The organism is Clostridioides sp. LIBA-6822 (genome assembly GCF_056688955.1).
Genome location: NZ_CP196997.1, coordinates 50,844 through 63,121, shown reverse-complemented (window position 1 = coordinate 63,121; position 12,278 = coordinate 50,844). Strand labels below are relative to the sequence as shown.

Sequence of the window (12,278 nt, the reverse complement as noted above, 5' to 3'; positions counted from 1 at the left end):
TTTTATGGCTGCTAAGACAAAAAAAGATGTTTCAGAGGAAGTTGAACAAATAAAAACTTCTAAAAAAACATATAAACAATTAAGAAATGAACTGAGGAAACTCAAAGATGAAATAGAAGTAGAGATAATGAACTTAGATACTGGAACAGTTTTATATAGAGATAGAGATGAAAGATTAGTCTTTGAAATGAATAAAGTAGGAGAAAAGATATTTATTATACTATCCGACTTATATGAAATATCAAACAAACATAGAGGTTATTTTGAAAACTATCTTATAACTATAGTGGATGTTGATAGTGATGATTATACTGTTGAGGATATATTGGAGTATTTAAGTTTAAAAGATGTTTACGAAGGTTTAGGTGGGTATGATTTAGACTACATAAATTATATATTATTAAAATTAGATAATGATAGATTTGTAAATATAGTTGAAAAAGCTAACTATGGACTAATAGAGTGTTTAGGCTCAAGAGTAATCGAATTATACAAAAAGGGTAAGTTTGATTCTCATTATAAGGAACGTTTAATAGCTACTAGACTAGGTTTACAAAGTTTATTTGAAGATTAAAGGTGATGTTATGGCTACACCAATAAAAGAGATATATAAGCAATTTCTTTCTCTAATAAATGATGAAGAGATGTTATTACTTGAAGAAGAAATAATTGAGGATATGATGTATTCATATCTTCAAAAGGCTACATTTGATTTTTTTGAATGTAAAAAAGATTTATCTATAATGGGACAAGAAGAATCATGTATTACAATTCCAATTGACCAGTCAGAATATGTTTTTAATCAAATTAATAAAAATTATGATATTTATTTGATTGGTAAATCTACAAATAAAGAATACGAAATCAATAGAGATTATACTATAGAATTTAAAGAAGAAAATTGTGTAATAACCTTTGAAACAGAAACAGAGGAAGAAATTTTATTTAAGAGTAAATATTTAGGTGAAATAGTTTCAGACCTTGATTTAGATGAAATAATTATATTAGCTTATGGAATGATGATTTGGTGGCTTCAACCTAAGATTCTTAGAGAAGAAAATTTAAAACAGATGTTAACTGACTCAGATTATAATACTAAGTCTGGTGCTAATATGTTAGCAAAGCTTTGTTTGTTAGAAGTTCAAATTAGAGAGCAACTTGCCAAATACAAGACAAGATATGTATATAAAGGTTTTAAAGGTTGGGATAAAATTGAATAGCTATATTAGTAATTATAAAAAAAGAATTGGACTAGGATGCTCAACTCCTAAAGAAAAAAGAATATTACAACTTAGATTAAGCTTTAAGAAATATTTAAAAGAAACACCAACCTGTATTGAAGTACCTATAACTGATATAGATGAAGTTTGTATAACAGAAGATACTAAAAGATCTATAGTTGCAATTAATGATATAACTAATAATGATAAAAGGTCACTAGATGAAAAAAATCTATTAGTTGAATCGGATTTAAATGTAGATGTAGGTTGTTATCTTTTTTATGATAATTGTTACTGGCTGACTATATTTAAAGAACATAAAGAAATGGATACATATAAGCATTTTATAATAAAAAGATGTAATCAATTCTTTAATTATAAGTATAAAGGTCAGACATATAAAATTCCTCTCTCAGTAGAAAACTTAACTTTATATTCTGATGGTATGGCAGATAATAAATATACATCTGTAGCAGATACAAAAAGACAACTTTATTTTGGAAGTAATCATATAACTAAAACTATAGATATTGACACTAGAATAATGTTAACTGGTAAAACTGTATTTAGAGTTACATCGGTAAATGACTTTGAGTATAATGGCAGAGAAACAGGCTCAGATGGACTTATTAAAGCTATATGTTTACAAGATGCTTTAATTTCAAAAGATGATACAATAAATAATATTGCTTATAATGAGTTATCTGAAAATGATAATGTAATTATCCCATTTAGTAAGATTATGGGTGAAGAATTTATTAATCTAGGCGAAGAAAATGAATACACTATAGACCATGCTCAAGGTGTTGAGTGGCTCTTAGAGAAGCAGTATAACTATTGTAACATAATTAATCAAGATGAGAAATTGTGCGTCTTACAATCTAACACACTAGCTAAATATTCTGGCTTAGAAGTACTGCTATTAGCTAAAGATAAAGATACAAATGAAATAATAGATACTAAAAAGATAATGCTAAGGGGGTAGATATTATTAGTTTATATGGATTTCCCTAACAAGTTAATTTCAAATATTGGAACAACTCTAATGTCAAATCAAGACTTCGCTAAATTTATGATTTATAATGATGAATGCCAAAAAGATATTCTATCCATGCCTGATATAAAAAACCCAGTTAAAGAGCTTAGAAACAAGAAGGTATTTCTAAATAGAAGAGTGGAAAAAGTATTAAAAGAAGCAGATATATCAGTTTTCATAATTATGTCAGAGTATAGACCATGTTCTGAGGGAAGTAGGACAGTTAAAAAAACAAAGATAGAAATTGGTGTTGTCTGTCATGATGAATGCCAAGATACGGCAAATGGCCTAAGAGATGTTGCGTTGATGTGTTGCATAGTCGATATAATAACTCAAAATGAGGAAATAGCTGGTATAGGTAAGATTAAGTTAGAAAATGTATATCAAATGTATAATTTAAGTACTGATTATAATGGATTTGTAATAACTGTATCTGCTGAAAGTTTTGGTGATATGTAATGTTAGAAAATTACTATATTACAGGACTTCCAATTAAACTAGGTGAAACACTAGGAACTATATATCAACCTACTATTGAAGAGCTTATTAATTCAGATATGGCTAATTTAGAGCTGGTCAACCCGTTTCTAATACTTGAGAAGAGTTATTCTCAGCTATGTAACGAGGAATCATTTGAACTAAAATGTAAGTATGATGCTATACCCATCTTAGATTTAATGATGTTAACATCAAGGAAAAACTCTTCTGAGAAAGTTGAATTACTTAGTGATAAAATAAAAAAATCTTTATCTATATTATATAAAACTGACATTAGAAATATTGAGTATATGAATAATATTAAAATAGGTATTTTAATTAAATCAGAGGATAAAAAGAAAAATGCTTTTATAAGCAGAGAAGATTTTGGACTAGTATCAGATTTAATTTTAGAAATGTTTTGTATTGATAAAAAAAGCTTCCAAGATGATGAAGATAAATGGATTGAAAATACTGGTTCTGAGAGAGAAAGAAAGTTAATTGAACACTTCAAAGAAAAGGAAAGAAAAAAAAGAGAAAAAGAAGCATATCATTTATGTGATTATATAAATATAGTTCAAAATATAGATGGGCATATTCATATAAATGAAATATTAAAAATGACTTATTGGCAACTGATTAATATTTATAAGACTAAAATTCAATTTAAGAATTATAATGAAAACTTAGGTTATGCATGGTCTTTTAAATACCAAATTGGAGCAGATAAGATGAAACATTGGTCTAAAGAAATAAAAATACAAACTAGCACTGTTAAATAGCAGTGTTATTTTTATGTAAAAATGAGAGGATGATGAAATAATGAGATTTGCGATAAAAGATGCAAGTAATATAATAGTAAAAAATAAAACAACTGGAGAACCACTTTTTTATACAGCAGATTTAAATGCTTTTAACTTTAAATTGGATTCAGAATCAGTTTATGCTAAAGCGAAAGGTGCGAATGCCATTGCCTTTGATGGGAGCGTGACTTGTAGTTTAGCACTTGAGCAAGAGGTAATACAAATGCCACAACTGGCAATGCTATTAGCTTCTGATATGGTTGAAGAATCTGCTAAGGTTGGTAAAAGAAAATTATTAACTTCTGATGCTACTAAGAAAGTTACTTTAGAAAATGTAAAACCAGTCACTAATAGTATATCTGTATATAGTGTTGAAAAAGATGGTATATCTTTAGTTAAGAAATTACAATTTACTTCAACTGTAACAGGTTCTAATACGGAGATAACAATATCTACTGCTGATTTTAATGCAGGAGATAAGGTAGCAGTATTTTATTTAGAAGAGTTACCAAAAGCAAAAGTTATAAAAATAAAAGAAGAATCTACTGCTCCAAACTATGTAGTAGAGGCAGATGTTATGGCTAAAACTGCTGATGGTGAATATATGGTATTATATATGACTATTCCAAATGCAAAAGCACAAAGAAGTATAGAGTTAAATCTTACTGCTGAAAATCCATCTGGATTTAATATGACACTAGATGTTTTACCAGATGAAAATAAAGAATATGTAACATTTGCATTTGTTGGAAATGAAGATGTTAGCCCTATTAGAATGGCCTCTATGTTAGGTGCTGAATTAATAGATGAAAGTGATGTTAAATCTAAGAAATAGTGAATTGCCCTACTCTTTATTGAGTAGGGGTTATTTTTTTACGTTTAAATATAATTTTAATCGGATTTGAACTTAAAAAAATGAAAGAAGGTGATAAATTGGTATTTTTAGATGATAAGTTTTTATTTGATAATATCTCAAGCGAATCTATGAACATCAAGTTGGTTACATTGGGTGATGATGATATTTTAAATGAATATGGGTTACCTTATGAAGAAGCAATTAAATCTGATAATACTTTTAATAAGAATCCTTGTTACTCGGAGGATGAAACTACTATTGAACCAATAACATTACAATTCTGTTTGTGTAGTGAACATGGAGAGGCTTATGAGTGGGATGATTATACTTTAGAGAATATATGTAATTGGTTTTGGCAGAGAGAATTTAAACCATTTATATCCTTTGACAATATAGAAGAAATTTATTATTTGAAGGCAAGAAAGATAACAAAAAAGTATACAAAAGATAAAAAAGGTGTATTGGAAATAGAGTTTCAGCCCTATACGAATTATGCATATAGAAATTTCCAAAAATCAATAACTGTTAAAGATACAAGGGAAATTAAACTAAATAATGTATCTAATGCAGATGAAGAATATGCCCCAGTAATTGATATTGAGTGTTTGAAAGATGGAGATATAACTATTAGAAATTCTACTATCAGTGATAATGAAGAAGATAGTCTAGTTATAAGTGGATTAGAATTAAATGAGAAAATAACGATAGATAATTTGTACTATACTGTTTTAAATGACAATGGAGAGAATAGATTTAATATTGTTAATAGAAAGTGGATTAGGTTAAGAAGAGGTGTAAATATATTGAAATTTACTGGAAACTGTAAAGTTTCTATTAAGTGTAAATATCCAATAATAAAATAAGGGAGAGATAGATATGAATAAGATACAAGTAGATAAATTAATGCAAGATGAGGTTAGAGCTATTATACCTATTGTAGATGAGAATGGTAAAGAGGAGTACATAGAGGTTAGAAATCCTGATAAGAAAACTAAGGAAGAGATATTAAATAAAATATGGGCTGGTATGGAAAATCCAGATTTAGCATTTTCTCAAGAAGATATTCTTAAAATGTTAGTTGATGAGTTGACTAATATAGAACTAAATATTGAAATAGAAAATTTAATAAATGGTAATATATCTAGTGAATTAGAAACTGTGATGTATCACATAGGTCAAATAGAGAATGAGTTAACTGCATCCTTACTAATGAATACTGAGATTAAATTAGGTCAGTTAAAAAATGATATATTACAAGATAGAGTACTCAAAGAGACTGAAGAAATCGAAAAGATGAATAATATCAAAGATAAGGTAGTGAATTAGATGGTATTTAAGTCTCTAGATGAGTTAGTTGCTTATACTAAAGTTAAGATTGCTGCATCTATGCCTGAAGTTGGAGAAGAAATGAAAGCAATCATGAAAGAAGAGGTAGTTAAACAAGCTTATGGAAGTTTTATCCCAACTATTTATGAAAGAACAGGAGATTTATTAGATGCTTCTGAAATAGCTGAGATTACTGCGAGTTCTGTCACATCTGAGATAAAAAATAATGGTGGGTGGAGTTCTCTTAAATGTGGAAGTTTCTTTCCCATGTATGGATTTGAAGGTGGTAGTGTTTGGACTCATGGTAGTACTAAAGAAGAACCTAAGTTTAGACCAAAGACAAATATAATGAGTGAAAGTGAAGCTAAAGTAAGAACTAAGATACCAAAGTGTTTTAAATCTAAAATGAATGAATTAGGCGTACCTTTAGGATAACTAATGAAGAGTTGTTTTCATAAGCGGAAAAATACAATTGGACTATCAAAGAATATAGGATACTTATTAGCAAAGTTTGAATGCTAAAAATTTAGAAAAAATAATTGCAGATATGAGAAAAAAGCTGTTATAAAAGTAGAATAAATTACTAGACAACAGCTTTTATATACTTTCAAAACCTAATCTACTTTAGGTAATTACTTCAAACAGATTAATCAAATAAAATATATTCAATTATTCTATATTTTGAATCATATTAAAATTCTAAATAATTTGCAAAAAACTTATCATCAAATCTTTTACATTTGTAAATGATAATGCAGGAAAGTTTTGCAAATAATGGCCTATAATTGGGAAAAATATTACAGCATGAGAAAATTCCACATGTTTATCCTTACCAATATCATCTGGGTTCAACATTCCGCAATTATGATAAAGTTCCACAACATGGCATAATTCATGAACAAATACATTGAAGAAATTTGCCTCTATAGGTACTTTTGCTATAGTCTGGAATATATCCTTGGCCATGTCACTTGTGGTTGAATTGAACTTGTTAGTCCAGTTTTGTTGTTCTTTAACATTTCGAATAACTTTCCTAAATGTAAGTAATTCTCTTACAAAATCAAATTTATTTTGAATATAAATTCCTGTATTTTTAATGGCTTCATAAGTTTTTAAATCATGATTCATGTTCTCTAATTTTAGTTCAATAAGGAAATCTTTGTCTTTCAAATTTGATGTATAACCAGGAGAGTTAATGTTGCTTAAGCATGAAACTACAAGACTATAATCACCTGAACTTTTATAAAGTTCTTCAGTAAACTTTCTCTCATCATAATTTATTTTGTTTAAATTTTGTTGGTTGTAAAATAGATAGTAGACATCAAATCCAGGATTGCAAAATTTCCAATTTATTTGATTAAACCAGGCACATGAAATCATTGACAAAATTGACGAAAATTCACAATTACCATAAGTATCACCATATGATGATACGAACAAAATGTTTCTTTTAAAGCTATTATTTTGTATTTTGTTTAACTTTTTGTTATAGTCTGTACTAAAATAACCTACTTTTACTTTTAAATCATCTCCATTAACTCCACGTAATGTTCTTTCTATTAGACTTAAATTATCGCAAGTAGAAACACCTGCTTCCTTATCAATATCAAAAAATATCTTTGACATAAAATATCTGCTGATACTAGTCATATTATGTTTCCCTATATTACTTAATCAACTAAGTAATAGCTTATTAAGTAATATTTTCCTTTCATTAGAATATATAACTATAATTAGTTATGATGGTTTATTTTGAATATGATTAAATTGAAATGAATAATTATTTTTTTAATAGCTATTTTTTAAAAAGAAGTTAAAAGTATAAGTAATATATTAACTTTTGAAAATTTAATATTCCATGAATAGTTATATAATTGAAAAATATTCATGACAATATATACGAAAAATTATACCATATATATTTTGCTATAGATAGTTTTTAATTACAAATTATTTTACTCAATTCTATAATAATTAAATTTGGTTTCTCAACTATAAAATATATAAATATTACTTTAATAAATAAGTGTTTTTATACACTAAAAAAATAGATGATATATGCTTTAAAAAATTATATAACTATGAAGTTTTGTTCTTTAGGGCTATTTAAGAGATAATACATTACTGTTGCAAATTGGTTAAAATGTTCCAAGAAAGTAAATTTGTTAGTAAAGAATATTGTTGATATTTATAGTATAGAACATGCCTTTCCGATGGAAAGATTTGAACATGGTGGAGTATAGTAACATGGTAGTACTAAAGATAATCTATATATAGACCTCAAGCTTATTATATGATGAGAGCAAAGCTAAAGCACAAGAGATAGTACATAGATGTTTTTAAAACTACAATGAATGGATTAGGTGTACCAGTAGAATAAACTTTATCTTTGTCGAATTTAAACGGTTTAAACATAATATATTGACTGATATAATAAAATTATAGAATATTTTAGGGGGAAATATATTATGTTTAAGAAAAAGTTAATAGCTGTAATAATGAGTTTGACTATGATTAGTATAGGGAGCTTTTCATATGCACACTCAGGAAGAACTGATTCATCTGGAGGCCATCGTGACAATAAGAATAAATCTGGATTAGGAAGTTATCACTATCATTGTGGTGGTTATCCAGCTCATCTACATAATAATGGTGGTTGTCCTTATACTGGAGTAGGAAGTAGCTCTGGAACAACAACAACTTCGGTTAATAATGAAGAAAAGCAAAAGAAATCTGTTGGAGAAAAAGGATATAATCAAGGATATGAGGATGGGTATAAAGGGAACTATAGTTCAGCAAGTTATAGTGGAGATTATAGTGATACATATGAATCAAAGTACTCAGAAGGATATGAAATAGGCAAGACCAAATTAGAAGAAGAAGAAAAGGCAGCTGAAGAGGCTGGATATAATTTAGGACTTACAGGTGTTAAATCTAATAATAAATATGAAAAAGAAGCTTTAAAAAGTGCTTATGATACTGGATATTCGAATGGATACAATGAATATAAAACTAAAAAGATAGAAGAATATAAAGCTAAAGGAATAGAGGATAGTAATAAAGATAAAGAGAAAATGACATTTGAAGAAAACATAGATTCTGAGTTTAAAGATGCTTATAATAGTGCTTATGATGAAATACAAGAACAATTAAAAAATGATTATAACACTAAAGGATTTGAGAGTGCTATCAAAGGAGAAAAGTTTGATACATCAACTATAGGTAATGTTAAATATTCTAATTGGTTTAAAGAAGGATATGATAATGGTAAAGTTAAACTACCTAAAGTAAAAGAAAGTGTATATAATCAAGGTTACAATGAAGAAGATTTTAGTGTACCAAGTGAAATGAAGTCTATTGAGACTAAGTTAAAAGGTATATATGATGATGGATTAGAAAAAAGAGAAGAAGAGAAAAGTAGAAATATTACATATGGTGTTGGAGCTGGAACTGTAGCAGTAGCTGCTGGAGTAGTATATAAAAAGAAAAAGCACAAAAAGATGTAGATACTAGATATATCAATGATGACAAGTATATGACAAATATAATTTTAAGTATATTTATTTGAAATATATAAGGGAGGTTGTATCTGTGGGATTTAATTTTAGAAAAAGCATAAACTTAGGTGGTGGAGTAAAATTAAATTTAGGAAAGAAAAGTGTAGGGATAAGTGCTGGTGTTAAAGGTGCTAGAGTCTCTGTTAATTCAAAAGGAAGAAAATCAGCTACATTGAGTATACCTGGAACTGGGATATCATATACAAAAACTAGTACAAAGAAACGTAAACCTAAATAGAAATAGGTATTAAAAGACAATCAATTGAGGTTGTCTTTTTTATTTTAAAGATATTACATAGTTTATGACCCCATGAAGTTTTATAAAAATGATTTAATATATAGCTGTAATAATGGTAAGTGTGAAATATACATAATATGTCAATATATGCTATAATTTTATTAACTATAAAACATTGAATGTGAGGGGATATTATGGGTCAAAAGGAAGTGAAGTGTCCTAAATGTAAAGAAATCATTATGGCAGAAGATTCTAAAGAAGTTTGCTTCTGTATAAACTGTGGAGAAAAGATAGATTTAAAAAGTATAAATCTAAAAAAATCATCTCCTGATTTTAATATGTATAAAAGTGATAAATATAGAAAGCTTGCAAAATTAGCTAAATTGGAGTATGATTCAGGTAATTGGGGTCAAGCGTATGATTACTATTGTACAATTCTAGAATCTAACCCAGATGATTACAACTCTTTGTTTTTTAAAGCTGTTTCAAATATAAGATATTGTGACTTAGATGATTTAAATATAGATATCTGTTTAAATTACATAGAAAAAGCTTGGGATTTATTTGTAAAATTTAATCCTAGTACTGAAAGACTTTTTAGACAGAAACGTATAATGACAACTGAATTATACAATGTTGCAATTGAAAGATTTAACTATGCTCAAAGATATTTTTTTACAAATCAAACTTCTGAAGAGCATATACGTTTATATTGGGATAATTTAGAAGAATGCAAAAAAATGTTTTCATATAATGCTAATTTTCTACAGGACTATAGAATTGGAGAAGATGAAGGTTTAAGAAATATATATTTAGACTCAGCTAAAAGTTTACTTAAATGTATCACAGAGCTTTATACGAGTCGTAAGTATGTAAAAGGTTTTAATTATGATAAGAATCAAGAGATTATAGATTTTATTAGAGTGAAAACAACTAGTGAACTTTCTGCATTATACAATGATACAGTATCAGATATAAAAAAATATGAGCCAGATTATGAAGCTCCAAGTATAAATACAGGATGTTATATAGCTACCGCTGTATATGGCTCTTATGACGCAACAGAAGTATTAGTACTAAGAAAATTTAGAGATGATATTTTATCTAAGCATTTGTTAGGAAGAATTTCTATAAAAGTATACTATACTTTAAGTCCGCCTATTGCAAATTGGTTAAAGGATGCTAAGAAAGTAAATCTATTAGTAAAAAATATTCTTGATAAATTTGTACATAGATTAAGTAATAAATAGTGATTTAATAGAGACAGTCAATTAAGATTGTCTTTTTTATTTAAAAGATATAATATTTTTACAGATTATTAAAAAGTAAATTATGAATTATAAAAATAATAAAGATGATAAGTATTAAAATTTCAATAGACATTTGTATTTTTTTATTATTTTTATAATTTATCCATGTCATTATACTTAATAGAGTTATGAATAATAATGTTATAATTGTTAATGGTATTTTAATTATATTTAATAATTCCAAAATTACTAATATCATTGATATCACTGAAATCATCAATGATAAATCAGATAAGAATTTCTTTTTCATAAGATACCTCCAGTTTATATTATATACTTATTATAAACTAATAAGGATTGATTTGAAATTATTTTAACATAAGTTAGCTATTTTAATGATGACAGAGGTATGACAATCATAATTAATTAAAGCATATGATTTGAATACTTGATTTTACAAATATATACAATTAATAGAGGTAATTCTACATCTTTCCTGCTATAATTATAGTGTTGGTAGAATAGGCTTTGGGGGACAGTAAAATTACTGTAAGCTTATAACGGATATTATAGGGGGGGATTTTATATGAGTGAAGATGAAAACAAAGTATCGCAGGAAAATGATAGTACTAAATTTTGTACATCATGTGGAGAAAAGTTATTAGAAGGACAACTTTTTTGTTCCAAGTGTGGTAAAGGTGTGGATGAAAAAGAAGTAAAAGGTAAAAAAGCACCTATAAATAAAAAATATATTTATATTTTTGCTGGTATAATATTGGTAGTTATAGTGGGAATTTTTGCTAATAATAGTATTAAAGAAAAAAAACAACAAGAGGCAAGAGAAAAATATATGATGACTATTATAGATTTTCAAGAGAAAAGTTATGTAGCAGGAGCTAATTTAGAAGATATTTCTGATACTATTCAGACATATTGGAAAGAAAATATTTATGATGATAAACATGGCTCTGATATTGATGCTGCTATTTTTTCAGCAATGGCAGATAAAAGTGGTGAAATAGCACAAGCTAAAACATATGATGATGAGCTTTTAAAAATATATAGTACATTAAAAAATATTCCTGAAGGTAGCGATGATTTAAAAACTATGTTAGAAACAATAGATAAGTTTTATAATTCATATACAAATTTTTATAGTTTTGCAACTGAACCAAGTGGAAGTTATGTAGATTATTCTGATAGTAATAATACTAAGACAGATGACTTTCTATCAAATTATAGGGCTTTAGAAAATATAATAAAATCAAATAGTGAATTTGCAAAGATTAAGGCATTATCAGAGAAACAAAAAGAAAAAAGTTAATATTTATGCATGGTTTAGATTGATAGGTGCCTTAAATTTATTAATAATGAAATTTTAAAAGATACTTTCTGTGAGGAGGTATCTTTTTTTATTGGAAAAATGTGACCTCGTATATGCGTTTTTAAGGCTTTGCGAAAATGATTACTTATATTTACCTTAATTGCTTAGAATCGAACATAAGAGGTTGTTTT

General features: G+C 27.1%; 15 protein-coding genes. 13 read left to right on the top strand and 2 right to left on the bottom strand.

Annotated elements, in window-relative coordinates:
- Positions 1–4: 4 nt before the first annotated feature.
- From ACTG48_RS21670 to ACTG48_RS21630, 9 genes are all read left to right on the top strand, one after another.
- Positions 5–574, top strand: coding sequence for a hypothetical protein (locus ACTG48_RS21670; RefSeq protein ID WP_479918860.1), 570 nt, complete (start codon positions 5–7; stop codon positions 572–574).
- Positions 564–1,220 (top strand): hypothetical protein, encoded by a 657-nt coding sequence (locus tag ACTG48_RS21665; RefSeq protein ID WP_479918859.1) that lies wholly within the window; start codon positions 564–566, stop codon positions 1,218–1,220. The genes ACTG48_RS21670 and ACTG48_RS21665 overlap by 11 nt, the downstream gene beginning before the upstream one ends.
- Positions 1,213–2,205, top strand: coding sequence for a hypothetical protein (locus tag ACTG48_RS21660; RefSeq protein WP_479918858.1), 993 nt, complete (start codon positions 1,213–1,215; stop codon positions 2,203–2,205). The genes ACTG48_RS21665 and ACTG48_RS21660 overlap by 8 nt, the downstream gene beginning before the upstream one ends.
- A gap of 15 nt (positions 2,206–2,220) precedes the next feature.
- Entirely contained in the window at positions 2,221–2,715 is a 495-nt protein-coding gene (locus tag ACTG48_RS21655) for a hypothetical protein (protein WP_479918857.1), read from the top strand.
- Positions 2,715–3,515 (top strand): hypothetical protein, encoded by an 801-nt coding sequence (locus tag ACTG48_RS21650; protein WP_479918856.1) that lies wholly within the window; start codon positions 2,715–2,717, stop codon positions 3,513–3,515. Before ACTG48_RS21655 ends, ACTG48_RS21650 begins: the two co-directional genes overlap by 1 nt.
- A gap of 40 nt (positions 3,516–3,555) precedes the next feature.
- Entirely contained in the window at positions 3,556–4,371 is an 816-nt protein-coding gene (locus ACTG48_RS21645; protein WP_227861671.1) for a hypothetical protein, read from the top strand.
- Positions 4,372–4,451: 80 nt separating this feature from the next.
- Entirely contained in the window at positions 4,452–5,255 is an 804-nt protein-coding gene (locus ACTG48_RS21640; protein WP_479918855.1) for a phage tail domain-containing protein, read from the top strand.
- Positions 5,256–5,268: 13 nt separating this feature from the next.
- Positions 5,269–5,718 (top strand): hypothetical protein, encoded by a 450-nt coding sequence (locus ACTG48_RS21635; protein ID WP_479918854.1) that lies wholly within the window; start codon positions 5,269–5,271, stop codon positions 5,716–5,718.
- Positions 5,719–6,153 carry a hypothetical protein gene (locus ACTG48_RS21630; protein WP_479918853.1) on the top strand — a complete coding sequence of 145 codons (435 nt, stop codon included), beginning with the start codon at positions 5,719–5,721 and terminating at the stop codon, positions 6,151–6,153.
- Positions 6,154–6,417: 264 nt separating this feature from the next.
- On the opposite strand, the gene ACTG48_RS21625 is transcribed toward ACTG48_RS21630, so the two are convergent.
- Positions 6,418–7,344 (bottom strand): hypothetical protein, encoded by a 927-nt coding sequence (locus ACTG48_RS21625; RefSeq protein ID WP_479918852.1) that lies wholly within the window; start codon positions 7,342–7,344, stop codon positions 6,418–6,420.
- 842 nt (positions 7,345–8,186) lie between these two features.
- Between ACTG48_RS21625 and ACTG48_RS21620 the strand changes: the two genes are divergently transcribed.
- The 3 genes from ACTG48_RS21620 (at position 8,187) to ACTG48_RS21610 (ending at position 10,763) form a co-directional block, all read left to right on the top strand.
- Positions 8,187–9,224, top strand: coding sequence for a YHYH domain-containing protein (locus tag ACTG48_RS21620; RefSeq protein WP_479918851.1), 1,038 nt, complete (start codon positions 8,187–8,189; stop codon positions 9,222–9,224).
- Positions 9,225–9,309: 85 nt separating this feature from the next.
- Positions 9,310–9,513 carry a DUF4236 domain-containing protein gene (locus ACTG48_RS21615; protein WP_021383048.1) on the top strand — a complete coding sequence of 68 codons (204 nt, stop codon included), beginning with the start codon at positions 9,310–9,312 and terminating at the stop codon, positions 9,511–9,513.
- A gap of 194 nt (positions 9,514–9,707) precedes the next feature.
- Positions 9,708–10,763 (top strand): CFI-box-CTERM domain-containing protein, encoded by a 1,056-nt coding sequence (locus tag ACTG48_RS21610; protein WP_479918850.1) that lies wholly within the window; start codon positions 9,708–9,710, stop codon positions 10,761–10,763.
- A gap of 58 nt (positions 10,764–10,821) precedes the next feature.
- Here the strand turns inward: ACTG48_RS21610 and ACTG48_RS21605 are convergent, their stop codons facing one another.
- A complete protein-coding gene (locus ACTG48_RS21605; protein WP_479918849.1) occupies positions 10,822–11,073 on the bottom strand; it encodes a hypothetical protein in 252 nt (83 codons plus the stop codon).
- A 276-nt stretch (positions 11,074–11,349) separates the two neighbouring features.
- Here ACTG48_RS21605 and ACTG48_RS21600 point away from each other — a divergent pair, with 276 nt between their 5' ends.
- A complete protein-coding gene (locus ACTG48_RS21600) occupies positions 11,350–12,087 on the top strand; it encodes a zinc ribbon domain-containing protein (protein WP_021383139.1) in 738 nt (245 codons plus the stop codon).
- The last annotated feature ends 191 nt before the right edge of the window (positions 12,088–12,278 follow it).

Excerpts from the sequence above, each read along its gene's own strand:
- ACTG48_RS21670 (WP_479918860.1), top strand. The coding sequence starts at position 5 with ATGGCTGCTAAGACAAAAAAAGATGTTTCAGAGGAAGTTGAACAAATA.
- ACTG48_RS21655 (WP_479918857.1), top strand. The coding sequence starts at position 2,221 with ATGGATTTCCCTAACAAGTTAATTTCAAATATTGGAACAACTCTAATG.
- ACTG48_RS21650 (WP_479918856.1), top strand. The coding sequence starts at position 2,715 with ATGTTAGAAAATTACTATATTACAGGACTTCCAATTAAACTAGGTGAA.
- ACTG48_RS21645 (WP_227861671.1), top strand. The coding sequence starts at position 3,556 with ATGAGATTTGCGATAAAAGATGCAAGTAATATAATAGTAAAAAATAAA.
- ACTG48_RS21640 (WP_479918855.1), top strand. The coding sequence starts at position 4,452 with ATGAAAGAAGGTGATAAATTGGTATTTTTAGATGATAAGTTTTTATTT.
- ACTG48_RS21635 (WP_479918854.1), top strand. The coding sequence starts at position 5,269 with ATGAATAAGATACAAGTAGATAAATTAATGCAAGATGAGGTTAGAGCT.
- ACTG48_RS21630 (WP_479918853.1), top strand. The coding sequence starts at position 5,719 with ATGGTATTTAAGTCTCTAGATGAGTTAGTTGCTTATACTAAAGTTAAG.
- ACTG48_RS21625 (WP_479918852.1), bottom strand. The coding sequence starts at position 7,344 with ATGTCAAAGATATTTTTTGATATTGATAAGGAAGCAGGTGTTTCTACT.
- ACTG48_RS21620 (WP_479918851.1), top strand. The coding sequence starts at position 8,187 with ATGTTTAAGAAAAAGTTAATAGCTGTAATAATGAGTTTGACTATGATT.
- ACTG48_RS21610 (WP_479918850.1), top strand. The coding sequence starts at position 9,708 with ATGGGTCAAAAGGAAGTGAAGTGTCCTAAATGTAAAGAAATCATTATG.
- ACTG48_RS21605 (WP_479918849.1), bottom strand. The coding sequence starts at position 11,073 with ATGAAAAAGAAATTCTTATCTGATTTATCATTGATGATTTCAGTGATA.
- ACTG48_RS21600 (WP_021383139.1), top strand. The coding sequence starts at position 11,350 with ATGAGTGAAGATGAAAACAAAGTATCGCAGGAAAATGATAGTACTAAA.